This is a genomic window from Marinobacterium sp. xm-d-564 (assembly GCF_013283345.1).
In the GTDB taxonomy this organism is placed as follows: Bacteria; Pseudomonadota; Gammaproteobacteria; order Pseudomonadales; family Balneatricaceae; genus Marinobacterium_E.
The window spans coordinates 1-23,006 of sequence record NZ_WBYO01000009.1; the positions used below are offsets into that span (position 1 = coordinate 1).

25 protein-coding genes, 1 other RNA gene and 1 pseudogene are annotated in these 23,006 nt (G+C 47.8%); 12 read left to right on the forward strand and 15 right to left on the reverse strand.

Annotation, left to right across the window (positions count from 1 at the left end; all coding sequences use genetic code 11):
• Positions 1-465 (reverse strand): annotated as a pseudogene (locus XMD564_RS11430) (transposase); the annotation flags it as partial.
• Between the two features lie 395 nt (positions 466-860).
• On the opposite strand from XMD564_RS11430, the gene XMD564_RS09310 reads away from it, so the two are divergent.
• Together XMD564_RS09310 and XMD564_RS09315 are read left to right on the forward strand one after the other, a co-directional pair.
• Complete coding sequence (locus tag XMD564_RS09310) at positions 861-1,148, forward strand: type II toxin-antitoxin system RelE/ParE family toxin (RefSeq protein ID WP_371740270.1); 288 nt, start codon at positions 861-863, stop codon at positions 1,146-1,148.
• A gap of 3 nt (positions 1,149-1,151) precedes the next feature.
• The gene (locus XMD564_RS09315; protein ID WP_173508227.1) at positions 1,152-1,466 is read left to right on the forward strand and encodes an addiction module antidote protein; all 315 of its coding nucleotides are present in this window, start codon (positions 1,152-1,154) and stop codon (positions 1,464-1,466) included.
• Positions 1,467-1,873: 407 nt separating this feature from the next.
• Here the strand turns inward: XMD564_RS09315 and XMD564_RS09320 are convergent, their stop codons facing one another.
• The 6 genes from XMD564_RS09320 to smpB all read right to left on the reverse strand — a co-directional run bounded on the left by XMD564_RS09320 (position 1,874) and on the right by smpB (position 7,291).
• Positions 1,874-4,075, reverse strand: coding sequence for an AAA family ATPase (locus XMD564_RS09320; protein ID WP_173508228.1), 2,202 nt, complete (start codon positions 4,073-4,075; stop codon positions 1,874-1,876).
• Between the two features lies 1 nt (position 4,076).
• Positions 4,077-4,292 carry an AlpA family transcriptional regulator gene (locus XMD564_RS09325; protein ID WP_173508229.1) on the reverse strand — a complete coding sequence of 72 codons (216 nt, stop codon included), beginning with the start codon at positions 4,290-4,292 and terminating at the stop codon, positions 4,077-4,079.
• A gap of 78 nt (positions 4,293-4,370) precedes the next feature.
• Positions 4,371-5,027: a hypothetical protein gene (locus tag XMD564_RS09330; protein WP_173508230.1), complete on the reverse strand. Its 657-nt coding sequence runs from the start codon at positions 5,025-5,027 to the stop codon at positions 4,371-4,373.
• Between the two features lie 14 nt (positions 5,028-5,041).
• Positions 5,042-6,223, reverse strand: a complete 1,182-nt coding sequence (locus XMD564_RS09335) for an integrase arm-type DNA-binding domain-containing protein (RefSeq protein WP_173508231.1) — start codon at positions 6,221-6,223, stop codon at positions 5,042-5,044.
• A 188-nt stretch (positions 6,224-6,411) separates the two neighbouring features.
• Positions 6,412-6,771, reverse strand: a transfer-messenger RNA (tmRNA) gene (ssrA, locus tag XMD564_RS09340).
• A 43-nt stretch (positions 6,772-6,814) separates the two neighbouring features.
• A complete protein-coding gene (gene smpB, locus XMD564_RS09345; RefSeq protein ID WP_173480194.1) occupies positions 6,815-7,291 on the reverse strand; it encodes an SsrA-binding protein SmpB in 477 nt (158 codons plus the stop codon).
• A 113-nt stretch (positions 7,292-7,404) separates the two neighbouring features.
• On the opposite strand from smpB, the gene XMD564_RS09350 reads away from it, so the two are divergent.
• The gene (locus XMD564_RS09350) at positions 7,405-7,836 is read left to right on the forward strand and encodes a type II toxin-antitoxin system RatA family toxin (protein ID WP_173494981.1); all 432 of its coding nucleotides are present in this window, start codon (positions 7,405-7,407) and stop codon (positions 7,834-7,836) included.
• 8 nt (positions 7,837-7,844) lie between these two features.
• Entirely contained in the window at positions 7,845-8,144 is a 300-nt protein-coding gene (locus tag XMD564_RS09355) for an RnfH family protein (protein WP_173482670.1), read from the forward strand.
• 31 nt (positions 8,145-8,175) lie between these two features.
• On the opposite strand, the gene XMD564_RS09360 is transcribed toward XMD564_RS09355, so the two are convergent.
• The gene (locus XMD564_RS09360; RefSeq protein WP_173480197.1) at positions 8,176-8,496 is read right to left on the reverse strand and encodes an outer membrane protein assembly factor BamE; all 321 of its coding nucleotides are present in this window, start codon (positions 8,494-8,496) and stop codon (positions 8,176-8,178) included.
• 67 nt (positions 8,497-8,563) lie between these two features.
• Entirely contained in the window at positions 8,564-10,240 is a 1,677-nt protein-coding gene (recN, locus tag XMD564_RS09365) for a DNA repair protein RecN (protein WP_173508232.1), read from the reverse strand.
• A gap of 166 nt (positions 10,241-10,406) precedes the next feature.
• Between recN and grpE the strand changes: the two genes are divergently transcribed.
• The 5 genes from grpE to dapB all read left to right on the forward strand — a co-directional run bounded on the left by grpE (position 10,407) and on the right by dapB (position 15,903).
• A complete protein-coding gene (grpE, locus tag XMD564_RS09370; protein ID WP_173480738.1) occupies positions 10,407-10,997 on the forward strand; it encodes a nucleotide exchange factor GrpE in 591 nt (196 codons plus the stop codon).
• Positions 10,998-11,102: 105 nt separating this feature from the next.
• On the forward strand, positions 11,103-13,028 hold the full coding sequence (gene dnaK / locus XMD564_RS09375) for a molecular chaperone DnaK (RefSeq protein WP_173489029.1): 1,926 nt from the start codon (positions 11,103-11,105) through the stop codon (positions 13,026-13,028).
• Positions 13,029-13,142: 114 nt separating this feature from the next.
• Positions 13,143-14,270, forward strand: coding sequence for a molecular chaperone DnaJ (dnaJ, locus tag XMD564_RS09380; RefSeq protein WP_173480200.1), 1,128 nt, complete (start codon positions 13,143-13,145; stop codon positions 14,268-14,270).
• 3 nt (positions 14,271-14,273) lie between these two features.
• The gene (gene cysE, locus XMD564_RS09385) at positions 14,274-15,071 is read left to right on the forward strand and encodes a serine O-acetyltransferase (protein ID WP_173494985.1); all 798 of its coding nucleotides are present in this window, start codon (positions 14,274-14,276) and stop codon (positions 15,069-15,071) included.
• Positions 15,072-15,093: 22 nt separating this feature from the next.
• Positions 15,094-15,903, forward strand: coding sequence for a 4-hydroxy-tetrahydrodipicolinate reductase (gene dapB / locus XMD564_RS09390; protein WP_173508233.1), 810 nt, complete (start codon positions 15,094-15,096; stop codon positions 15,901-15,903).
• Positions 15,904-16,078: 175 nt separating this feature from the next.
• Here dapB and XMD564_RS09395 read toward each other — a convergent pair whose 3' ends face one another.
• The 3 genes from XMD564_RS09395 to XMD564_RS09405 form a co-directional block, all read right to left on the reverse strand.
• Complete coding sequence (locus XMD564_RS09395) at positions 16,079-17,311, reverse strand: glycine betaine/L-proline ABC transporter ATP-binding protein (protein WP_173489032.1); 1,233 nt, start codon at positions 17,309-17,311, stop codon at positions 16,079-16,081.
• Positions 17,304-18,200, reverse strand: coding sequence for a proline/glycine betaine ABC transporter permease (locus tag XMD564_RS09400; protein ID WP_173482989.1), 897 nt, complete (start codon positions 18,198-18,200; stop codon positions 17,304-17,306). Before XMD564_RS09400 ends, XMD564_RS09395 begins: the two co-directional genes overlap by 8 nt.
• 77 nt (positions 18,201-18,277) lie before the next feature.
• Positions 18,278-19,273 (reverse strand): ABC transporter substrate-binding protein, encoded by a 996-nt coding sequence (locus tag XMD564_RS09405; RefSeq protein ID WP_173508234.1) that lies wholly within the window; start codon positions 19,271-19,273, stop codon positions 18,278-18,280.
• A gap of 203 nt (positions 19,274-19,476) precedes the next feature.
• Here XMD564_RS09405 and XMD564_RS09410 point away from each other — a divergent pair, with 203 nt between their 5' ends.
• The gene (locus XMD564_RS09410; RefSeq protein WP_173480206.1) at positions 19,477-19,959 is read left to right on the forward strand and encodes a MarR family winged helix-turn-helix transcriptional regulator; all 483 of its coding nucleotides are present in this window, start codon (positions 19,477-19,479) and stop codon (positions 19,957-19,959) included.
• On the opposite strand, the gene XMD564_RS09415 is transcribed toward XMD564_RS09410, so the two are convergent.
• Both XMD564_RS09415 and XMD564_RS09420 read right to left on the reverse strand, forming a co-directional pair.
• Entirely contained in the window at positions 19,953-20,270 is a 318-nt protein-coding gene (locus tag XMD564_RS09415; protein ID WP_173482987.1) for a helix-turn-helix domain-containing protein, read from the reverse strand. The two genes, XMD564_RS09410 and XMD564_RS09415, sit on opposite strands and share 7 nt — an antisense overlap.
• Positions 20,270-20,851 carry an NUDIX hydrolase gene (locus tag XMD564_RS09420; protein ID WP_173480208.1) on the reverse strand — a complete coding sequence of 194 codons (582 nt, stop codon included), beginning with the start codon at positions 20,849-20,851 and terminating at the stop codon, positions 20,270-20,272. The genes XMD564_RS09415 and XMD564_RS09420 overlap by 1 nt, the downstream gene beginning before the upstream one ends.
• A gap of 53 nt (positions 20,852-20,904) precedes the next feature.
• Here XMD564_RS09420 and XMD564_RS09425 point away from each other — a divergent pair, with 53 nt between their 5' ends.
• The gene (locus XMD564_RS09425) at positions 20,905-21,501 is read left to right on the forward strand and encodes a CoA pyrophosphatase (RefSeq protein WP_173480209.1); all 597 of its coding nucleotides are present in this window, start codon (positions 20,905-20,907) and stop codon (positions 21,499-21,501) included.
• Positions 21,501-21,719, forward strand: coding sequence for a DUF1289 domain-containing protein (locus XMD564_RS09430; protein WP_173480210.1), 219 nt, complete (start codon positions 21,501-21,503; stop codon positions 21,717-21,719). Before XMD564_RS09425 ends, XMD564_RS09430 begins: the two co-directional genes overlap by 1 nt.
• Here the strand turns inward: XMD564_RS09430 and XMD564_RS09435 are convergent.
• Entirely contained in the window at positions 21,667-22,944 is a 1,278-nt protein-coding gene (locus tag XMD564_RS09435; RefSeq protein WP_173480211.1) for an HlyC/CorC family transporter, read from the reverse strand. The two genes, XMD564_RS09430 and XMD564_RS09435, sit on opposite strands and share 53 nt — an antisense overlap.
• Between the last annotated feature and the right edge of the window lie 62 nt (positions 22,945-23,006).

Sequence of the window (23,006 nt, forward strand, 5' to 3'; positions counted from 1 at the left end):
GACTGTGCAGCATCAAATAACCGTAAGCTGACTGCTTTGCAGCCAGTTCTTTCAATCGATACCGAAGTGCTGAATCATCAGTTGGCGCCGCTACATATCGAAAGCTCGATCTGCCTAAACAAGCCAGCCTGCAAGCAGCTCTTTCACTTAAGTTATGATGTTCAATCAGATGTGTGACCACCTCTTTACGCTGAGCGGTCTTTACCACTTTTTTGAGAGAACATCCTTCATCGCATCGACCTCAAGTAACTTCTCCGCTAGAAGCTTCTTGAGTTTATTGTTTTCAGCTTCAAGCTCACGAAGGCGTTTGGCTTCGTTAACCTCAAGACCAGCATATTTACTTCGCCAGTTGTAAAAGGTTCCAGCTGATACATTTAGCCTACGGCAGATGTCATCTACCTTGGCTCCTGCCTCATGCTCTTTGATCGCCTTAATGATCTGTTCTTCGGTGTAACGCTTCTTCATATCGAGATCTCCATCCCTTTAGGTTAAATGGAAATCTCATCGAGGTCATGGTCTAGTTTTTGGGGGATAGGTCAGTTCCATGAGGGCAATGTGCTCTAATTTTTGCATCTATTATGTCCGCTTTAATGTCCGGTTTGTTTATTTATAATTTATTGAATATATTGAATAAAAAATCCAGGATGTCAAATTTTTTGGGGTTTTGTGTCCGCTTTAATGTCCGGTTTGATGTTGTTTTTCATTACGTACATCGCTATACAACTAGTTCTCACGTAACCATTCAAGAACCTTTACATACAAACCCCTACACAGAACAGCTTTTGACGTACTCAAGCGTACAGATGAGTGGGGTATTGCTTAGATTGTATCCATAAGGATACAATTATTGTATTTATCTCATTAAAACTCTAGAAGAATTCGATGACTGGCTTAACGGCTTAAAAGATAGTCGAACTAGAATCCGTTTAGCTCGACGAATTGAAAGGGCTGCTCGAGGCAATTTGGGGGATGTTGCACCTGTTGGTGACAATGTGTTCGAAATGCGTGAATTCTTTGGGTCGGGCTGGCGAATGTATTTTGTCCAGCATGAGGATACTTTGATTGTAATGCTTGGTGGTGGAGATAAATTCACCCAGAGCAAAGATATTAATAAGGCAAAGCGGCTAGCAAAGTCGCTAAAGGAGTAGATTATGAGTCGATTAACGAACGTCACCAATCTGCCTGATTTTGATATGGCATCCCAGCTTCGTGATGAAAATGATATTGCAGAATATCTCTCTATGGTTCTCGAAGAAGGTGATAGCGATGAACTTGTTCGTGCGATTGGTTATGTAGCCAAAGCTAGAGGGATGACCCAGATTGCCAAAGAAACTGGGCTGGGTCGCGAGAGTCTATATAAATCTCTATCAGCTGGAGCTAAACCGCGCTTTGAAACTATTTTGCTTGTTTTGCGGGCACTTAATATTGATCTCAAAGCGGTTAGTCATAAAGCTGTGCAACATTGATGTTAGTCGCATACCTTTGGTAGCCGAAATAGAGATGGACGGGTTTAAGTAAGCCTAGTTTTAACAGGCCATTCTCTGGGCGCTATAGAGTACTGAGTTGAACTATTATACAAATTATAAGAAATGCATATGTCGTCAAAGGTATATTGGCTTGCAGATTCCAATCGTTGAGGTTCGAATCCACCCGTCCTCCCTGGCTCTAAAAGGACCCGCGCTTATCTCAATATAAAGCGGGGTAATCGAATTGAGTAGTTTGTACCCAAAATAGCCACATGCGGCGGGACTGATGAAGGAGAGAGCTTTAGCTCTCCTTCAGTCCCATGAGAGTTGAAAAGATTCCTCTCCCGCTGATTAAAGGCTACTACCACCAATATTATCCTTAAGGTGGTGGTAGTAGTCACTCAGTATCAGAAAGGACTTGCTCCAAACTCAACGCCAAGTTTTGATTGGAGCCCAGCGGTGACTATAAGCGTTTTAACATTCGCGCTGAAATTTATTTGCTTCCCTAAATTAGAGAAATCATAGTCTTCAGACGATAACTCAACAAAATCAACCCGTTCCTCTAAAAGCCATTCAACAAACTCATTAACTCTGTCCGTATTCCCTAACCCTGGGACTTTCAGCTTTCTTATCAAGGTTCTGAAACTGGAGACAGATATTGCTTTCATTAAACGCTCACTTTCTCTTATTTGAGCCAGCAGATCGTCTCGGAAAGTATTATAAATTTCACCGAACTTGGTGCTTGTATCTTGGTTTTGTCTAATCTCAAACTCATCTCTTGAAAGTAAATTCAAATCACATACGAGTACGCTCTCTTCAACAGTCTCCTCAAACTCGTTTATAGCGGTAATATTTACAACAGAAGAATCAACTTCTAACGCATGAGCTGATGGGGTGAACCTGTGCTTTGAATCTCCGATATTTATGTATCGATTATTATGCTTATCCTTAACGAGAAACATTATTTGCGTAGCATCCCCCTCTAGCGCACTGCCTCCTCGTGTAGTTAGCTTGGTAGCGTCTGAAGAGTCTTTTCCGTTTTTAGCAGTGTGTGCCACTAGAGTAATGGGAATTTGCTTGTCCATTACAAAGCTATTTTTCAAGGCAGAGATTGCTTTACCCCATTCGGAGTTGCTGTTCTCATCCTCCAGATCTATAACCGCACTTGTGGTGTCAAAAATTAACCACGGTGTAGCCTCAATCGTTACATTGTTTCTTGTAACAGTCTGCAGATACTTTTTGTCGACATACTGTTCGGCTAACTTACTTATCTTCTCAGGTTTGATTCGTTGAGCAGGAGCAATATGTAACCTCTCTTTTAGCTTTTGAACCTCAATCATGTTTTCTTTAACCATTGCTTGGATGATTAACTCTACCTGTTCAGGATGCTCACTGAAGTAAATAACCTTTCTTGGCTTTATTGTCTTTGGATATGTTTTTAATGGGTGTTCTACCGTTGCCCCAGTTACACAAGCTACCAACGAGATCATTGCTGTAGTCTTCCCCCCGCCTGGATAAGAAGCCAGAACTGAAATCCCTTCGGACAGGATACCGTCTAGAACAAATTTAGTGGCTTTGGGGTATGGCTTATCTAAGAATGAGCTAGCTGCATCTGTTAACTCTTCAAAATCCTCAATTAACTCCCTAGCTTGCCGCTCAGAATAAGTCTCCTCGGCGGCTTGCAAGTTACTGTTATGTTCAAGAACAACATAACAAGTCCAAGCATCAAAGGTGCCAAATAGTGGATCGCTAGCATGATCTGAATGCCACAGATCATCAGTATCGGTGATCAATCGAATACCTGGAGACCCAGAAGCTTTTGGAGCACTGTAGCGTTCACCATGAGCGTTATACCCATGCGCATCTAAGAAATCTTTAACACTGTGGTTTCGATTAAATTCTTGAGTATAAGCTGAACTGTAAAAGGCCAGTTTGCCACCCGCTGAAGCGTCTAAATGCCCACCTAAGGACTCTTCTGAAATACCGAGAGACTCTGCTACACCTTTATTAAAAGCTTTCTGAGCAGTTCTTCTAGTGTCTGGTTCGGTGGATATAGATTTCCAGAACTCTAAAAAGCATGGAGGTAAAGCAAATACTTCAGTTAGGTTTTTACTGCCTGAGTATTGCTGATGATAAATTTCACCGGTCTTTTGGTCTTTGTATTCTGTTCCTGGAATACAGTCCTGAAGGTTTTTTGCATTAGCTCTTAGCTCAAGCATTGTCCCGTATAATGAGCAGCTAAATTTGACCCAGTTAAGCTCAGGGTGGCTTTCAAAAGTCGACCTCCCGCCACTATTTGGTCGTGTAGATGAGGTTCTAACTCCGAGATCTAGTAGCTCTTCTAAAGTCACTCCAAGATTGAATTCCCTCGCGAGAGCCTCAAAGCCCGCTTTAGCTAACTCATAGTTATCAGGGTCAATAGAACACAAACCCGATGAGGACAAATGCAGTCCGTATCCGGTAGCGAAAGGGTTAATCTCAATTACCTCAGCAAGATCTGTATTCCAGCCCCGGCCTTTAGGTTGTTTTGAATACTCCTTAAGCTCGATAAGTTTGTAACCAGCTTTTTGAAGTTTTTCTGCTTCAAATTGTAGAGAGAAAGTTTTCATATTATTTCTCCCCCTGTTCAGCTGATTGCTGAGAAGACTCGAAGTCTATCTTAGAGTGAATCCACTCCTCGATATCGGCTAGATTCCAAGCAACGGATCGTTCACCCAGCTTAATGCTTTTTGGAAAAGTGCCCTCAGACATATCAGCATAGATTTTACTGCGACTTAGGCCGGTAAGATGTTTAACCTCAGAGAGGCGAATTAGACGTACATTCATGATTTTCTCCAGATGTTTTAGGAGGTTTCAGAATGTTATGACCGGGCTTTCATAGAGGGGGGCTGAAAAAATCAGTTTTTATTTTTTCGGCCCCTCAAAGAAGGTTAATGCATTGGAAATTCGTTTAGCTGGGTAATCTATTTTCATACTTAATTGATACTCGAAGATGCTTTCAATCAATCTGTGAAACGCACTTTTTTCCGAGTCAGTTACTGTAATCGGTATCTTATTCGAACGTATGAATTCTGAAAGGTCAAATATAAACTTTGATAGTGAATGGTCTTTCTGCTTTCCTTGAGTCTTAGGTAAGGATTCATGTAAGGTTTCTTTGTATCCCGTCACGCCAAGAAGAACTTCATTGATCAATCCCGTAAACTGGAGCAGTGTTAAAGCAGCCCCTGAATCAGTTGCTTTAGATTTTATCCCTTGCTTAAGAAAAGTATGCTGTTGGATTAATCTGAATTGATTTTCAGATAGGTCTTCAAGCTGCTTTGAGGCCTCGTTTAATTGACGCTGTAGTTTTTCAAGAGTCTTTCTAGTCGAAACGGGCGAGTTACGCTCGTGTTTGTAGGAAGCCTTTAAAATAAAATGCAGCTCAATCAAGCGCTCGATTTCAGCCCACAACAATTCCCACTGGTTATCACTAATTTTAGTTCGCGAAGTCTGTAATGTGTTGTATACAGCCTCCTCTGAGCGGCTCTTGAATCTGAATGCATTATTTCTTTTTTTAGCCATATTTCTTTAGGATCTTAGCTATTTCTTAGTTCGTCTAGATAATCAGCCCAGCGCTGCATCATCTCAGTTCTTTGCGCTAGATGCTTGGTGCGGTTGTAGGCACGGCCGTTAGGGTCTTTAACGACGTGGGCTAGTTGCTGTTCTATCCACTCTATCCTGTACTCTAGGACTTCGTCCAGAAGGGTGCGAGCCATTGCTCTAAAGCCGTGGGCAGTCATCTCTTCATTACTGTAACCCATAGAGCGTAACGCAACGCGTATTGCGTTCTCTGACATGCAGCGTGATCCGCCGCGATTGCTTGGGAATATGTACTTTGATCTTACATTCGATGCTTTGAGTGTTTTTAGTATTTCATTAGCTTGGGTACAGATTGGGATGATGTGCTGTTGCTTGGTTTTTTCTGAGATCAGCTCAACACGATTTTCATCTTCATTGATGTTTGACCACTCTAAGTGTCGAAGCTCGCCAGGTCGGCAGAACCATAGTGCTGATAACTGAAGAGCTGACTTGACTTGAATCGATGCAGGATATTCATCAATGGCTATTAATAGCTTACGAACCTCTTTAGGTTCTGTAATGGCTGCGAAGTGTCTTTTGATTGGATTTTTAAGTGCCCCTTTTAGATCTGCGCTGGGGTCGCGTTCTGCTTTTCCAATTGCAATAGCGTATCTAAAGATCTGGCCGGCTATCTGTTTGGTTCTGTGTGCGGTTTCAAGTGCTCCTCGCGCTTCAATTACTCTAATGGCTTTTAGCAGGGTGGGGGCATTGATTTCGTTTATGTCTAAGTTGCCAAGCTTAGGAATTAGGTCATTTTCAACAGCGCGTGTAACGCGCTGTTGATGTCCTTCGGTTTTATCATGCATGCGGGTTTCTACCCACTCTCGTGCGACAGAAGCGAAGGTGTTGGTCGCCTCAATTTGGATGCTGGCTTTTAGCTCTTGTTTGTTTGTGCTCGGGTCTGTGCCTTCGCGCAGAAGCTGACGAGCTTTTTCGTGTTCAAGTCGCGCAGCCTTAAGAGTGATTTCTGGATACACGCCGATAGCTAGTTTTTTCTCTTTGCCAGCGAATCGATATTTGTATCGCCAATATTTTCGCCCCGTCTTAGTAACTTCTAGATAAAGCCCCTTTTCATCGGATAGGCGATAGGTTTTGTCCTTAGCTTTAGCGGCTTTAACTTTGATGTCTGTAAGAGGCATGACAGGGGCTCCCATTTTCTAAAGTGGGGGCCTCGATTTTTGGCTATTTCAAAAGAGCCCCCATAAGTGCCCCCAAAGTGATGTGGTTGGTACCGGATTTTGGAGGACGTTATGGGAATGAGATTATCCTCAAAGCCCCGTATTTACAAGGCTTTGAGGACTTCTTAGGATTTTCTAAGATTTGAAATTGGTGGAGGTGGCGGGTTTCGAACCCGCGTCCGTCAATCCTCTGCCTCAAGCTCTACATGCATAGACATCTCTATTGAGTTAACCCGTCACGAGCCGAGAGTCAGGCTGTTATGGGCGAGCCTTTTTGAGTTTTAACCCTTTGCCTTAAGGCGAAGTCTCCGGGCGATTCTATCTCATATGACACTGCCGAAACTCTGAGTTATAGACACCTTAGAGGGCAGCGCTAGCAGGCTTAGGCTGCTAGAGCGTAGTTATCGTCGTTTGCAACTATAACTGTGTGATGAGGGATTTACGAGAATCATCACATTCTCGACATGCACCTAAGGGTTCGCAATCGGCGTCGAATCCAAGTCACCCCCAGAACTGGCCAGTATAGCGTTTGCTATCTGGGTTACAAGAACTCTATTGGTTCTTGCTGAGAACACGCTGTTTTTCACGGTTCCAATCGCGCTCTTTTTCAGTCGCACGTTTGTCGTGAAGTTTCTTACCTTTTGCTAAACCGATCTCACACTTAATTTTGCTCTCTTTCCAGTAGAGGCTCAGTGCAACACAGGTGAAACCTTTGGCTTCGACTGCACCGGCTAGGCGGTTCAGTTCTGTGCGGTTCAGCAACAGTTTGCGTGGTCTAACCGGATCTGCAACAACGTGTGTGCAGGCGGTTTTTAATGGCGAGAAGTGGGCACCTAATAGCCAAGCTTCACCGTTTTTAAAATCGATGTAAGACTCAACCAGTTGTGCGCGGCCTTCGCGTAGGCTTTTGACTTCCCACCCGGTCAGCACGAGGCCAGCTTCGAATTTATTTTCGATGCTGTACTCGAATCGTGCACGTTTATTTTGGCAGATGGTGTTTCCGCCAGGAGCTTTCTTCTTTTTTGCCATGCGGCGGATTATATAGAGCTGTTGTAAGCAAAGGAAGGAATCCTCTTGTTCAAAGCGTATATAAACTGGACAATAAGCAGCTTGTAACTGTTATTTGAGACTTGCCACCCGTTATGACGGTCGTAAATAGAACCGCCCTTGTATTACACACCGCTGAGCAGATGTTTGATCTGATCAACGATGTGCGTCGCTACCCAGAGTTCCTGCCTTGGTGCTCTGGCACGGAAGTGATCGCTGAGAGTGATGATATGCTCGAAGCGACACTGAAGCTCGCTAAAGGGGGGCTTAGTTATGATTTTACGACGCGTAATCGTCTGGTCCGTCCCGCTTCAATGACCATTGGTTTGGTTAATGGCCCCTTTAAAAGTCTTGAGGGGGTTTGGACGTTCACTGAGTTGTCAGATGAAGCTTCTAAGGTAGAACTCAATCTCAGTTTCGAGTTTGAAGGCAAGCTAACTGGAATGGCGATGTCTAAAGTGTTTAATAGTGTCGCGACAACTTTGGTGGATGCCTTTGTGTCGCGCGCTGATCAAATTTACGGATGAGGTGATCAGTGATTAATGTTGAAGTGGCCTATGCTCTGCCGACTGAGCAGAAGATCATTGCTCTGCAAGTAGAAGAGGGCACAACGGCTTATGATGCGGTTGTTCGCTCGCGCATTGCTGAGCTGTATAAACAGATCGATATCAACAGCGACCCAATGGGTATCTTCAGCCGTGCGATCAAGGACCCTAAAGCAGAGGTCTTGCGTGACGGTGATAGAGTAGAGATCTACCGCCCGTTAATTGCTGACCCTAAAGAGGTTCGCGCTCGTCGAGCAGCCGAAGCTAAAGCCAAAAAAGCCAACTCGTAAGTTGGCTTTTTTGTATTCGTTGAGCTCTGCGTTACTGAGGTTTCAGATCGCCTTCCAAACGCACCAGCTTGTCGTTTTCAAAGTAGACGCGAAACTGACGTAGCTCTACCACTTCATCCTCTTGTACCAACTGGAAGACATAGTCCCATCGGTTCTGGTTGAAGGTATCCGTTAACAGGGGTGTTCCTAGCACATAGCGAACTTGGCTCGGCGTCATTCCAGGGCGAAGCTGATCTACCATCTCTTGTGTCACCTGGTTGCCTTGCGGAACATCCATTTTGTACACGCCTGGAAAGGTTGTACAGCCGGTCACGAGAGTAGCAAGAAAGGCAGAGATGATGAGCTTGCGCATGTTCAGGTTGTTCCTGTTACTGTTCAAAGTGGCTTTAGTTTACACGCCACTGTTTGAATCGACCAGTCTATAGCGCGCTGGTCAGCATCTCTTTAGCGTGCTCAAGGGTGGTATCAGTCATCTCAAGTCCACCCAGCATTCGAGCGATCTCATTAATGCGCTGATTTTCGGTGAGTGGTGTGATTTTGGTCTCAACCGAACCGGTGTCTGCGCCTTTGCTGACAAACAGGTGTTGGGTTCCTTGTGAAGCCACCTGAGGTTGGTGTGTGACACAGAGAATCTGTGCTCGTTCACTCAATTGACGTAACAGCCGTCCAACGACTTCGGCAATGCCTCCGCCAATACCGACATCGACTTCGTCAAAAATGAGTGTCGGGGTGTCAGTCGTCTTAGCCGTTACAACTTGAATCGCAAGGCTAATTCGTGACAGTTCACCACCCGAGGCAATTTTGGCCAGCGGTTTTGCGGTTTGGCCCTGATTGGTATTGATCAGGAACTCAATCTCTTCCAAGCCTTGGGCCGTAATGTATTTAGGATCGATATCACTCAGGCTGGCTGTGAAACGTGCACTGTTCATGCCCAGCATGGCAAGCTGTTCATTCACCTCTTGATCGAGCTGTTTGGCTGCTTTGCTACGCAGCTTGCTGAGTTGGCGAGCTTTCTCAATCAATGCGGCATTAGCCGTAGCAACCTCGGATTCGAGTTGCTCTAAGTTCTCATCGACATGAGCCAAAGAGTCGAGTTCAGTATTTAGTTGGTCTTTTAATTCCGGTAACTGCTCTGGCGCAATGCGGTGTTTCCTGGCTAGATCGTAGATGCTGGTTAAGCGATCTTCCACCTCTTGTAAGCGCTCAGGGTCCAACTCAACTCGTTGAACAAAATGGCTCAACTCGCGTTCGGCCTCTTCCACTTGAATCAGAGCAGCGTTTAGCATCTCGGCGGTCTGCTGTAGTGCAGGTGAGTCCGCTTCGATGTCGCCCAATAGGTGCAGTGCTTGGTTGAGTACCGCTGTGGCGTTGCTCTCTTCACCCTCGCTAAGAAGCATCTGGATCTGTTGGCCACTGTTAAGGATTGACCCTGCGTTGGAGAGTATCTTCTGCTCCTCTTCTAAGGCTTGCAGTTCACCTGTTTGAGGGTCTAAACGGTTGAGCTCTTCCGTTTGATAGCTCAGCAGTTGCAGTTGCGCATTCGCCTCTTCACTCATGTCTTGAAGGCGTTTCAACTCACTCTGCTTTGATTGCCACTGGGTAAAGAGTTTACGTACTTCCTGTGCTGTCTCATTCGTTTTGGCGTAGTTGTCGAGCAGGGTGCGGTGAAAATCGCGCTTTAATAGACGTTGGTGTTCGTGCTGGCCGTGTATGTCGACAAGCAGCTCACCCAGCTCTTTGACGCGGTTCAGTGGGCAGGGGTGGCCATTAATATAGCTTCGGCTGCGACCGTCGGCACTCAGTGTGCGGCGTAAAATACACTCGTTGATCTCTTCCGACTCTAGCTCATTCGCCTCTAACCAGCGTTTCGCATCGGGTAGTGCTTGTATATCGAACGCGGCGCTAATCTCAGCTCGTTTTGCCCCTTCTCGAACCGAGTCGGCTTCAGCGCGTTTGCCTAAGGCTAATCCCAGTGCATCAAGCATGATCGATTTGCCGGCACCGGTCTCACCGCTGACGACGGTCATGCCCGATTTCAGTTCTAGGTCGAGTGTTGAGACGATCGCAAAGTTTCGGATGCTGAGTAGCGTTAACATGGCTTAATACCTGTTTAGATATACAGTTACTGTATTTTTAACCAATGTTTGTGTATTAGGCAATAGAAAAGTGCAGTCTTAGGTCAAAAAAGCGCGTGGAAGGGTTGAATTTCAGATGGTCGATACCACATAGGAGACAAGATTGAATGATTCTGGAGATAACACCATGGCGAATGAAGATCAGACACACCAAGATCAGGTTGAAGAGAGTCAAGTCGACGCGACGGCTGAAGAGAATCTTGTGGAGCCTGAACTGGTTGAGACGGAAGAGCTGACCGTTGAATCCCTTCAAGAAGAGCTAGCCGCTGCGAATGCGACGATTGCTGAGCTGCAAAAACAGCTGGCAGAGCTTGAACCTCGTGCCCAAGCGGAGATCGCTAACCAGCGCCGTCGTGCTGAGGTTGAGGTGGATAAAGCGCGTAAGTTTGCTGTTGAGAAATTTGCCGAAGAGCTACTGCCGGTCATCGACAGTCTAGAGCGCGCTATTGAGGCGAGCCAGGTCGAAGATGAGGTAGTTAAACCGCTTCGTGAAGGCGTTGAGATGACGCACAAAATGTTCATCGATGGCGTTGCTAAATTCAATCTAGAAGTGATCAACCCAGAGGGTGAGGCGTTCAACCCAGAGCACCATCAAGCGATGTCGATGGTTGAAGCGGAAGGTGCAGCTCCAAACTCTGTCATTGCGGTGATGCAGAAGGGCTACCTACTTAATGGTCGCTTAGTTCGTCCTGCGATGGTGATGGTCGCTAAAGGTTAAGACCTTTTTATAAACCAGACTTGATATTTGAAAGACCACACCCATATAGGGGTTAAGGTAAAACAGTTTTAAACACCCAGCGCGGTGTCATTAGGAGATTTAAACATGGGTAAAATCATCGGTATTGACCTAGGTACTACCAACTCGTGTGTAGCAGTACTTGAAGGCGATAAAACTAAAGTTATTGAGAACGCTGAAGGCGATCGTACCACTCCGTCGATCATTGCTTACTCGGCAGAAGGCGAAACTCTGGTTGGTCAGTCGGCGAAACGTCAGGCAGTTACTAACCCAGACAACACTCTATTCGCGATCAAGCGTCTAATCGGTCGTCGTTTTGAAGACGATGTTGTACAGAAAGACATCAAAATGGTGCCTTACAACATCGCTAAAGCGGACAATGGCGATGCCTGGGTTGAGGTAAAAGGCGAGAAGCTAGCACCGCCTCAGATCTCTGCAGAAGTTCTTAAGAAGATGAAGAAGACTGCTGAAGATTACCTAGGCGAATCGGTAACGGAAGCGGTTATTACGGTTCCTGCTTACTTCAACGACTCTCAGCGTCAAGCAACAAAAGATGCGGGTCGTATCGCAGGCCTAGAAGTTAAACGTATCATCAACGAGCCAACCGCTGCAGCACTTGCATACGGCATGGATAAAGCAGCCGGTGATCGCACGATTGCAGTGTACGACCTAGGTGGTGGTACTTTCGATATCTCGATCATCGAAATTGCAGACGTTGATGGCGAGCACCAGTTTGAAGTACTTGCAACCAACGGTGATACATTCCTAGGTGGTGAAGACTTCGACCTTGCGGTTATCAACTACCTAGCAGACGAGTTTAAGAAAGAGTCTGGCATCGATCTACACAACGATCCGCTAGCGCTACAGCGTCTAAAAGAGGCGGGTGAGAAAGCGAAAGTTGAGCTTTCATCGGCACAGTCTACTGACGTTAACCTGCCTTACATCACTGCGGATGCAACAGGTCCTAAACACTTGAACGTTAAACTGTCTCGTTCGAAGCTAGAGTCACTGGTTGAAGATCTTGTACAACGTTCACTTGAGCCATGTCGCATTGCACTGCAAGATGCTGGCCTATCCGCTTCTGAAATCGACGACGTTATCCTCGTCGGTGGTCAGACTCGTATGCCAATGGTGCAGGCGAAAGTGGCTGAGTTCTTCGGTAAAGAGCCACGTAAAGACGTTAACCCAGACGAAGCGGTAGCGATGGGTGCTGCGCTTCAGGGTGCGGTACTGTCAGGTGATGTGAAAGACGTTCTTCTACTCGACGTAACACCACTGACTCTAGGTATCGAAACCATGGGTGGCGTTGCTACACCATTGATCGACAAGAACACGACTATCCCTACGCGTAAGTCGCAGACCTTCTCGACAGCGGAAGACAACCAGACAGCGGTAACCATTCACGTTGTTCAGGGTGAGCGTAAGCAAGCGACTCAGAACAAGTCGCTGGGCCGTTTCGACCTTGCCGATATCCCACCAGCACCACGTGGCATGCCACAGATCGAAGTGACCTTCGACATCGATGCTAACGGTATCCTAAACGTTTCTGCTAAAGACCAGGCGACTGGCAAAGAGCAGTCGATCGTTATTAAAGCCTCTTCTGGTCTAAGCGATGACGAAGTCGAGAAGATGGTTCAGGATGCCGAAGCGCACGCTGAAGAAGATAAGAAGTTTGAAGAGCTAACGGCTGCTCGTAACCAAGGTGATGCCATGGTTCACACAGCACGTAAGACGCTAGAAGATGCGGGTGATAAGGCTTCTGATGAAGAGAAATCGAACATCGAAGCAGCCATCACTGCACTTGAAGAGGCGTTGAAAGGCTCTGACACTGCAGAGATCACAGCAAAAACTGAAGCGCTAACAGAAGCGGTTTCGGGTGTTGCTCAGAAGATGTATGCAGAGGCTGCACAACAAGCAGAAGCTGGCCAAGGCGCTGAAGCTGAAGCGGCTCGCGATGCAGGCGATGACGTTGTTGATGCTGAGTTTGAAGAAGTCAAAGACGACAAGAAGTAAGCTTAGCAAGCAATAACGAGAGTTAAGACTCTCACAAAATCGTGTGTCAGCGCGGGGGTCTTTACTCCCGCGTTGTCATATTCACGATAGCGTAATTACAGGTTTACACGCAGTATGAGCAAGCAAGATTATTATGAACTCTTAGGTGTCTCTCGTGATGCATCTGACCGTGACATCAAAAAGGCTTACCGTCGCTTAGCGATGAAGTATCACCCTGACCGCAACCCGGATGACGAGGCGGCTGAACTCAAGTTTAAAGAGATCAGCGAAGCGTACGAAGTACTGTCCGATGCGCAGAAGAAAGCGGCCTACGATCAGTATGGTCATGCTGGGTTGGGTGGCCAAGGTGGTATGGGCGGCGGCTTTGAAGGTGGCTTCTCAGATATCTTTGGCGATGTCTTTGGCGACATGTTCGGTGGCGGCGGTGGTCGTGGTCGCGGTCGTTCCAGCGTGCGTCGCGGTGCCGATCTGCGTTACAACCTCGATTTGAGTCTTGAAGAGGCTGTGCGCGGTTGTGAAAAGACGCTAAAAGTTCCTACCTACGTCTCTTGTGAAACCTGTGATGGTAGCGGCGCTAAGAAGGGCACAACGGCTAAGACCTGTGGTACCTGTGGTGGTGCCGGTCAGGTCCGTATGCAGCAAGGTTTCTTTGCGGTTCAGCAGACCTGTCCAACCTGTCATGGTGAAGGCAAAGTGATCTCTGATCCTTGTAATGTCTGTCACGGCCAGGGCCGCACGCAGAAGACCAAGACATTGGAAGTTAAGATCCCAGCGGGTGTGGATACCGGTGATCGTATTCGTCTATCTGGTGAGGGCGAAGCGGGAGCACACGGTGGCCCTTCAGGCGATCTCTATGTTCAGGTGAGTGTTAAAGATCACCCAATTTTTGAACGCGACGGTGCCAATCTCTACTGTGAAGTGCCGATCAGCTTTGTCGATGCGGCGTTGGGCGGTGAACTAAACGTGCCAACACTGGATGGTCAGGTTAAACTGAAGATCCCGGCCGAGACACAGACTGGCAAAATGTTCCGTCTGAGAGGCAAGGGTGTCAAGCCAGTGCGCGGTGGCGCGTTGGGTGATTTGATGGTTCGCGCGGTTGTTGAAACTCCGGTCAGCCTCACTTCACGTCAGAAAGAGTTGCTAGAAGAGTTCCGTGACTCTACGGAAGAGCACCAGAAACATGGACCGAAGAAGCACGGCTTCTTTGATTCAGTAAAAAAATTCTTTGAGGATATGACCTAAGTTATGGGTGATCAGGCGGTTGCAGAGGTATGGCAAGCACTTCAGAGTGAGGCGAGTACATTAAGTGCTAACGAGCCGCTTCTGTCGAGTTTCTATCATACGACGATAAACAGCCATCCGACCTTGCGTTCGGCACTCTCTTATCTGTTGGCTGAAAAGCTGTCGGATGATGTGGTGCCGGCCGTGGCGATGCGTGAGATCTTTGAGGTCGCTTATGAAGCGGACCCTAAACTGATCGAAGCTGCCTGTGCCGATCTACTGGCGGTCTACACGCGTGACCCTGCAATCCGTGACTACAGCACGGTACTGTTGTACTTAAAAGGGTATCACGCGCTTCAATCCTATCGAGTGGCTAACTATATGTGGCGTCAAGGGCGTCAATCCTTGGCAAACTATCTACAGAGTCGCATGAGCTCAACCCTGCAGGTTGATATTCACCCCGCTGCTAACATCGGTCAGGGTGTAATGTTTGACCACGCAACAGGCATTGTTATCGGTGAAACTTGTGTCATTGAGAATGACGTCTCGATACTGCAATCAGTGACCCTAGGGGGTACCGGTAAGGAGTCGGGCGATCGACATCCGAAAATTCGCGCTGGGGTTTTGATTGGCGCTGGTGCTAAGATTCTTGGCAACATCGAAGTCGGCCAAGGTGCCAAAGTGGGTGCAGGTAGTGTGGTTTTAGAGCCTGTAGAGGCGCATACGACGGTAGCGGGTGTCCCTGCCAAAGTGGTGGGTTGCCTAATGAGTGATATGCCAGCCTTGGATATGGACCAAGGGCTGAGCGTCACTGACGAATAGATTTTCAGTTAAGGAAAAAGAGATGACACGTATTGCCATCACGGGTGCCGCAGGGCGCATGGGTAAAACATTGATCGAAGCTGTCGACGCGGCAGAGGGTGTAACCCTAGGCGCAGCCATTGTGCTTCCTGATAGTTCGTTGATCGGTGCCGATGCAGGTGAATTGGCAGGCGTGGGTCGTCTGGGTGTTACGATTACTGGCTCGTTGGAGTCTGTGACAGACGATTTTGATGTGTTGATCGACTTTACTAGCCCAGAGTCAACGCTTGCTAATCTTGAGATCTGTAAATCTGCCAATAAGTCGATGGTGATTGGTACGACGGGTCTAACTGAGCCACAGAAAGCGAAGTTGGCAGAGGGCGGTGAGTCTATCTCAATCGTCTTTGCGCCGAATATGTCTGTTGGCGTAAACCTCTGTTTCAAACTGCTTGAAGTGGCTGCCAAAGCACTGGGTGACGATGGTGGTTATGACATCGAAGTTATCGAAGCACACCACCGTCATAAGGTGGATGCGCCATCAGGCACAGCATTGCGTATGGGTGAAGTGGTTGCCGATGCACTGGGACGTGATCTGAAAGAGTGTGCGGTCTACGGTCGTGAAGGTCAGACCGGTGCGCGCCCTGAAAAAGAGATCGGTTTCGAGACCATTCGTGCCGGTGATGTGGTCGGTGATCACACTGTACTCTTTGCCACAGAGGGCGAAAGAATCGAAATTACCCACAAAGCGTCTAGCCGTATGACCTTTGCAAAAGGCGCTGTACGAGCAGCAGGTTGGTTGTCAGGCAAGGGTGCAGGTTTGTTCGATATGCAGGATGTTTTAGAGCTTCGTTAAGCCCGCTCCAGAGAGTTGAGGACTGTACTTTTCCTACCTCTCTCTGATATTATCTTCATGTTGTTGTTCCTTTTATGGGCCCGTGTCGAGTTACTCACACGGGCCCTGTTTTATTCAGGGCGAAAAAAAGCCAGCTACATGAGCTGGCTTTTTTGTGTCTGTATCAATGGGCTTGTTAAACCTTTTGATTCTCTACAGATTCTGACTCTGTTTCAGAAGAGTCGACCAGTACTTCCGCCAAGCTTGAGCGAGATAGCTCACCTTGCAGCTGGCCCTCCTCATCCACAACAGGGATTGGGTGATCCGCTTCAAGCGTCTCCGGGATAACCGTTTCAAGTACTGCATCAGAGGTGATGGTCGTTGTCTCGGTTAGATCGGCTTCTTCCCAAGTGGAATCTGCATTACCGCCCTTAGCTTCCTCTTCAAGCCATTCTTGAGTGACGGTGCCTTGGTAGCTACCTGAATCGTCCACCACGTGACCGTAATCGTAAGCGCCTCTCTTCATCTCTTTCAGCGCTTCACCGATGGTTTCAGCTGTAATACGGTGTTCCGGCTCCTTCATAACAGTCTCTACCGTCAATGCGCGGGCACGGTTCACATCCTTAACGAACGCTTCTACGTATTCATCGGCAGGGTTAAGTAGAATCTCTTCTGGCTCACCTTGCTGGACCAGCAGGCCATCTTTAAGAATCGCGATGCGATCACCCAGGCGCAGTGCTTCGTCCAAATCGTGCGTGATGAAGATGATGGTCTTATTGAGCTTGTGTTGCAGTTCAATCAGTTGATCCTGCATCTCTGAACGGATCAGAGGATCCAGTGCCGAGAAGGCTTCATCCATCAAGAGGATTTCAGCATCAGTACAGAGTGCGCGAGCAAGACCAACACGCTGTTGCTGACCACCCGATAGCTGGTTTGGGTACTGCTCTTCATAGCCTTTCAGACCAACCGTCTCTAACCACTCAACCGCTTTCTGCTCACGAACTGACTTGTCGACACCTTGGATTTTAAGCCCGTATGCGACGTTATCGAGTACTGTGTAGTGAGGCATCAAACCGAAGCGTTGAAACACCATCGACATCTTGTGACGACGGAACTGTTCAAGCTCCTTAGTGTTGAGTTTCATGACGTCGGTGCCTTCAACAATGATCTCACCCGCAGTCGGTTCAATTAGGCGGTTGAAGTGGCGAATCAGTGTTGATTTGCCTGAGCCGGATAGGCCCATGATGACAAAGATCTCACCGCGTTTGATTTCGAGATCGATCTCTTTAAGACCGACGGTGTGGCCAGTTTCCGCTAGGATCTCATCCTTGCTTTTACCCGCTTTAACCATCGGCATAACGCTTTCTGGTTTGTCGCCAAAGACTTTGTAAAGATCTTTAACCTGAATCAATACGTCTGAATTACTCATGGCCACCTCCTAGGTGCGCCTGAGTGCGCTTTCCGTATGCCTGTGAAACGCGGTCAAAGATGATCGCAAGTACAACGATGGCTAAACCATTCAGAAGACCGATGGTGAAGTATTGGTTGGTGATCGATTTAAGTACCGGTTGCCCAAGGCCTTTTACACCGATCATAGAGGCAATAACGACCATGGCGAGCGCCATCATGATGGTCTGGTTGATGCCCGCCATAATTGTCGGCATCGCCAACGGCAGCTGAACACCTAAAAGACGCTGACGTGGGTTAGCACCATAGGCCGTCGCTGCTTCAAGTACCTCTTTATCAACCAGGCGAATACCCAAATTGGTTAAGCGAATTACAGGCGGGATAGCATAGATCACTACCGCGATCACGCCAGGGATACGGCCAATACCCAGAAGCATAACGACCGGGATCAGGTAGACGAAGGCTGGCATGGTTTGCATGATATCGAGCATCGGAGTGACAGTGGATTGCACGCGGTTAGATCGCGCCATGGCAATGCCGATTGGGATACCCAATACAATAGAGATCAGTGTGCAGACGGTGATGATACTCATGGTCCGCATGGTGTCGTCCCACATGCCAAAGTAGCCAACCACAACCAGGGATACAGCAACGCCGATCGTCAGTTTAGCTGAGCGACTTGCAGCATAGGCAAGACCAGCAATGACACCCAGAACCAACCACCAAGGGCTGTTGAGTAGGAGTTTTTCAAACCAGATTAAGAAGGTAAGAAGCGGATCAAAAAATGCTTCGATAGAGTCGCCATATTCACGTGAAAAGTCACGATATGCACCGTCCATCGTTTTGCGAAGCTGCAGTAGTGAGCTTCGGTCCATCTCAGGAATATCCGTTAACCAGGATTTCTCTGCCATAGATACCTCTTGTTATTACACAGAAACGCCTCGCTTTTATTCAAAGCGAGGCGTGAGTATAACGCAGTTGTTAAGGATTAAAGAGCGCCTTCAACCTTAGCCGCTTGATCAGCTGTTAGCCACGTTTTCCAAATGTCTGCGTGCTCGGTTAGGAAGTACTCAGCTGCGTACTCACCATCTGCTTGGTTCTCATCCATCCACGCTAGAAGGCTGTTAAGCTGTGGGTTTGTGAAAGAACGGTTAGCTAGGTACTCAGCTGCTGCTGGAGCGCGATTAGAGAACTCAGCAGTTGTGTATGTGTAGACAGGTGATTCAGGGTACATAGACGGTTTTGGATCCTGACAGTCTGCTTTGTAGATACAGTCGATGAAATGCTGCTCATCAACACCTGAACCGAAGTCCACTTTAACCATCTCGTACTTACCAAGAATCGCTGTTGGTGCCCAGTAGTAACCGAACCAACCTTGACCGCGCTCGTATGCACGTGCAATCGAACCGTCTAGGCCTGCTGCAGAACCTGGATCAACCAGTTCAAAGTTAGCATCGTCTAGGTTAAGTGCTTTGTGAAGGTTGCCTGCAGTGATCTGACAGCCCCAACCAGAAGGACAGCCTACGAAACCTGCTTTTGAATCATCTTCTGGGTGTGGGAACAGTGCTGCGTTTGCTTTGATACCCTCGATTGTTGCAAGGCTTGGATCCTTCTCAACCATGTATTTAGGTACCCAGAAGCCCTCTTCACCACCATCGCTGAACACTTTACCAGCAACCGATAGTTTGCCTTCTGCTACCGCTTTCTCTAGACCCTCTTTGAAAGAGTTAGTCCAAAGCTCAGGTGCAATGTCTGGCTGCTGTTTCTCAATCATTGACGTTGAAGTCGGAACGGTGTCGCCAGGCACGACTTCAGCATTACAGCCAAATGCATGCTCTAGGATGAAGCGGTCAACGTTGGCGATAAAGGTTGCTGATGCCCAGTTCATGTCGGCAATCTGAACGTCACCACAAGACGCGTGTGAACCTGCAAATGCAGTTGAGCTAGCGGCTAGCAGTGATGCAGCAAGTATCTGTTTTTTCATGTGTCTGTTCCCATTCGTTTTCAGTTTCTTATTAGGCTATTAACCTCTCGTGACAAACATCCTAACAGGTCTAATCATTAGAGTTCAAATAATTATAGTTGTAATTATTTAAATAGTGATTGATGATGAAAAGGGGATGGGCTATAAATGCGCCCGCTCAGCAGGTTGTTAATCGTGCTACTTATCTCAATGACAGGCTTTACATGACAGACATTCAGCAATCACAAGATGTACTCATTGCTCTACGTAAGATTATTCGTGCGACGGATATTCAATCAAAGCGTATTGCGAAGAGCTGTGGCCTCACCATTCCGCAGGTAATGGTGTTGCGTGCAATTGGGGATCTGGGTGATGTGACTGTTAAGACGCTGTCGGAAAGCGTTTCACTGAGTCAGGCGACGGTAACGACTATTTTAAACCGCCTAGAGCAGCGCGGTTTAGCGGTGCGTGTTCGTTCAGTGACCGATAAGCGTAAAGTAAATGCGCGTCTGACCGAAGAGGGTGCTTCTACCCTGGGTTCCGTTCCACCACTTCTGCATGAGCGTTTTGAAGAGCGCTTTTCTAAGTTATCTGAAGCGAAGCGATTCCAGGTCGTTAATACCCTGCAGGATCTTGCTCAGATGATGGATGCTGAGGCGATCGACGCTTCGCCGCTTCTCGATTTGGCGGCGACGGCGAATCAGTAGTCGAGCTGAAGCTTTATCTCTAAGGATTCCGCGATTGATTCAATATTCTGGTTAACCCAGTCTGGATCAATACAGCCCCACTGATCAATGCGGTAGACGCCCTGGTTATTCAAAGCCCCTTCAGTTTGTTGAAATGAACACTCGATCGACAGATCATCCAGATCTTTAATGGCATCCTGCAGTGTCCGTCTTGGCATGCCCGTGAGTTTCTGTAGGTGGGTGAGGTTGCCTGGGTGCTGATCAATGCACCAAGCGATCAGCAGTTTGCGTTGGAAAGCTTTGGCCGCTTTGCTCTCTTTTAACACTGACATTAAATGTGAATCTCATGCTGGGTGGTCGATGCATTGTTCTGCTCGTTGTGGCGATCGATACTGATTCTGTGGAAGTTAAACGGCCCGCCAGCGTTTCTCTCTTTAAAGAACAGACGCAGTGCGTTGCTGACCGTGGGGAAGGCGATCTCATCCCAAGGGATCTCATCTTCGCTGAACAGTGCGACCTCATTGGATTCTGACGTCGTTGAAAAGCTTGGGGTGCGCATCTTGGCTAGGAAGAAGAGCTGCAGCTGATTCACATGCACAATGGAGGTGTGGGTGTAGAGCGATATGATATCGACTTCCGCTTCAGCCTCTTCCCAAGTCTCACGCATGGCGCCCTGTTCAGTGGTTTCACCATTCTCCATAAAGCCTGCCGGTAGGGTCCAATAGTTTTTGCGTGGTTCGATGTTGCGACGACACATCAATACTTTCTCTTCCCAGATGGGTAGGCAGCCGGCGATGATTTTGGGGTTGGAGTAGAAGATCGTCTCGCAGTTGGGGCAGACGTGTCTGGGAAGGTGGTCACCCTCTGGAATGGTCCATTCAACAGGTGTGGCGCACTCGCTGCAGAACTTCATCGAATCTCCTATCTTTTGCGTAGCTTTCTTCTATTCGGTGTATGATTAAACTAATGATTTCGAAAATAGAGCAAACCCTGACTCACTACAAGCCTTGGCAGCTATCTGACCACTATTCGTCTGATCGGCAGGCGGGTGTGATGATGTTAATCACCGATCTGGCCATACCAGAGGTGATACTGACCTTGCGACACAGCAAGCTGTCGAGTCATGCCGGTGAGGTGGCTTTTCCAGGTGGTCGCAGAGATCCCGAGGATCAGGATATTCTTGCTACGGCTTTGCGTGAGACCCATGAAGAGCTAGGTATTGAGCCTTCACAAGTTAGGCCCTTGGGGGCTTTAAGTGATGTGCTCTCTAAGCATCGCCTCAAAGTGGTTCCCTGGGTTGGTGTTGTGCCGCATACGGTTGTCGAGCAACCTAATCCCGATGAGATCGAAGCTGTTTTTCGAGTACCGTTGAGCTTCTTTATGGAGCCGGGCCGTGCGCGATTTGATCAGTTCATGGATCTATCCGGTAAGACTCGATATGCACCAGCATGGGATTATCAAGGCTATGAGATCTGGGGGCTAACCGCCTGGGTCATTGCTGAGCTATTAAACAGTGCCTTTGATGCACAGATTCAAACCAGACCGAGGCCAGAGCGAACATAATGGATTCAGAAAAACCGATTCCCAATCCTTGCATGGGCGTGTGCGCTCTCGATGAGGACGATCTCTGTATTGCCTGTCGTCGTTCAGGTCTAGAGATCGCCTATTGGAGTACCTACTCCAACGAGAAAAAACGTGAAGTCTGGGCGTTGATTCGAGAGCGGGAGGCTACTCCTCCTCGTCACTCTCGATCTCGAGACGCTGGACACGAACCGTCTTAATCAGGTTGTCACTGATTTGTAGCGTCTCTAAACGGTACTCATTCAGTTCGATACAGACGTTTGCATCGGGAATGGATTCAAGCTGTTCCGTGATCAGGCCGTTAAGCGTTTTTGGCCCTTCGGTCGAAAGCTCCCAATTCAGTGCTTTATTGATCTCACGAATGTAAGCCGAGCCATCGATAAAGTAGCTGCCATCTTCCTGTTGGTGAATGTCTTCATGGATATCCGATTGATCGTTGGAGAGCTCGCCGACGATCTCTTCTAAGATATCTTCCAGGGTGACAATGCCTTGTACATCACCGTACTCATCCACTACGACGCCGATGCGGCGGCTCTCTTTCTGAAAGTTAAGGAGCTGTGTCTGCAGCGGTGTGCTCTCTGGAATAAAGTAGGCCTCATGAACCACCGCCATAATAGCGGGTTTGGTGACTTTTCCCTGTTGAATCAACTGGGCCAGATTGCGCATGTGAAGTACGCCGACGATCTGATTGATGTCGCCACGGTAGACCGGCAGGCGGGTATGTTTGGTCTTAGAGAGCTGCTCAAGAATCTGGTCCATCTCATGGTCCAGATCGATGCCCTCTACCTCGTTGCGTGGAATGATGATGTCATTAACGGTCACTTCACCAAGCTCCAGGACCCCAAGTAGCATCGATTGATTCGATTGAGGGATCAGAGCGCCTGACTCATTCACGATGGTACGTAACTCTTCGGTACTAAGATTGTGGGCATCTTCCCCGGTCGTCTTGATACCGAGTAGACGGAAAATTCCATTGGTAATGAGGTTGACGGCAAACACCAAGGGGTAAAACACTTTAAGTAGCAGTACTAAAACATAGGAGGCCGGAAAAGCCACCTTCTCTGGATACATGGCTGCCAGTGTCTTTGGTGTCACTTCCGCAAAAATCAGCACGACCAGCGTCAAGGCACCGGTCGCGATGGCGATACCTGCATCCCCCCAGATTCGAACCGCAATGACGGTCGCGATGGCTGATGCGAGAATGTTGACGAAGTTGTTGCCAATCAAAATCAGGCCGATCAGACGATCTGGGCGATCTAGCAGTTTGGCGGCTTTGCGTGCACCTAGGTGGTTATTCTTCGCTAAATGCTTCAAACGGTAGCGATTGAGCGACATCATGCCAGTTTCTGAACTAGAGAAAAATGCAGAACAGAGGATCAGGATAAACAGAAGAATTGAGAGCGAGCTTATCGACGCGTCTTCCAAGGGGAAATGCCTATATTGTTAACGGAAGCTCATTTTGTGTAGATGGGGCGTGGGTGTCAACC

Excerpts from the sequence above, each read along its gene's own strand:
- XMD564_RS09315 (WP_173508227.1), top strand. The coding sequence starts at position 1,152 with ATGAGTCGATTAACGAACGTCACCAATCTGCCTGATTTTGATATGGCA.
- XMD564_RS09320 (WP_173508228.1), bottom strand. The coding sequence starts at position 4,075 with ATGAAAACTTTCTCTCTACAATTTGAAGCAGAAAAACTTCAAAAAGCT.
- XMD564_RS09325 (WP_173508229.1), bottom strand. The coding sequence starts at position 4,292 with ATGAATGTACGTCTAATTCGCCTCTCTGAGGTTAAACATCTTACCGGC.
- XMD564_RS09330 (WP_173508230.1), bottom strand. The coding sequence starts at position 5,027 with ATGGCTAAAAAAAGAAATAATGCATTCAGATTCAAGAGCCGCTCAGAG.
- XMD564_RS09335 (WP_173508231.1), bottom strand. The coding sequence starts at position 6,223 with ATGCCTCTTACAGACATCAAAGTTAAAGCCGCTAAAGCTAAGGACAAA.
- smpB (WP_173480194.1), bottom strand. The coding sequence starts at position 7,291 with ATGGCAAAAAAGAAGAAAGCTCCTGGCGGAAACACCATCTGCCAAAAT.
- XMD564_RS09350 (WP_173494981.1), top strand. The coding sequence starts at position 7,405 with ATGACGGTCGTAAATAGAACCGCCCTTGTATTACACACCGCTGAGCAG.
- XMD564_RS09360 (WP_173480197.1), bottom strand. The coding sequence starts at position 8,496 with ATGCGCAAGCTCATCATCTCTGCCTTTCTTGCTACTCTCGTGACCGGC.
- recN (WP_173508232.1), bottom strand. The coding sequence starts at position 10,240 with ATGTTAACGCTACTCAGCATCCGAAACTTTGCGATCGTCTCAACACTC.
- grpE (WP_173480738.1), top strand. The coding sequence starts at position 10,407 with ATGGCGAATGAAGATCAGACACACCAAGATCAGGTTGAAGAGAGTCAA.
- dnaK (WP_173489029.1), top strand. The coding sequence starts at position 11,103 with ATGGGTAAAATCATCGGTATTGACCTAGGTACTACCAACTCGTGTGTA.
- dnaJ (WP_173480200.1), top strand. The coding sequence starts at position 13,143 with ATGAGCAAGCAAGATTATTATGAACTCTTAGGTGTCTCTCGTGATGCA.
- cysE (WP_173494985.1), top strand. The coding sequence starts at position 14,274 with ATGGGTGATCAGGCGGTTGCAGAGGTATGGCAAGCACTTCAGAGTGAG.
- dapB (WP_173508233.1), top strand. The coding sequence starts at position 15,094 with ATGACACGTATTGCCATCACGGGTGCCGCAGGGCGCATGGGTAAAACA.
- XMD564_RS09395 (WP_173489032.1), bottom strand. The coding sequence starts at position 17,311 with ATGAGTAATTCAGACGTATTGATTCAGGTTAAAGATCTTTACAAAGTC.
- XMD564_RS09400 (WP_173482989.1), bottom strand. The coding sequence starts at position 18,200 with ATGGCAGAGAAATCCTGGTTAACGGATATTCCTGAGATGGACCGAAGC.
- XMD564_RS09405 (WP_173508234.1), bottom strand. The coding sequence starts at position 19,273 with ATGAAAAAACAGATACTTGCTGCATCACTGCTAGCCGCTAGCTCAACT.
- XMD564_RS09410 (WP_173480206.1), top strand. The coding sequence starts at position 19,477 with ATGACAGACATTCAGCAATCACAAGATGTACTCATTGCTCTACGTAAG.
- XMD564_RS09415 (WP_173482987.1), bottom strand. The coding sequence starts at position 20,270 with ATGTCAGTGTTAAAAGAGAGCAAAGCGGCCAAAGCTTTCCAACGCAAA.
- XMD564_RS09420 (WP_173480208.1), bottom strand. The coding sequence starts at position 20,851 with ATGAAGTTCTGCAGCGAGTGCGCCACACCTGTTGAATGGACCATTCCA.
- XMD564_RS09425 (WP_173480209.1), top strand. The coding sequence starts at position 20,905 with ATGATTTCGAAAATAGAGCAAACCCTGACTCACTACAAGCCTTGGCAG.
- XMD564_RS09430 (WP_173480210.1), top strand. The coding sequence starts at position 21,501 with ATGGATTCAGAAAAACCGATTCCCAATCCTTGCATGGGCGTGTGCGCT.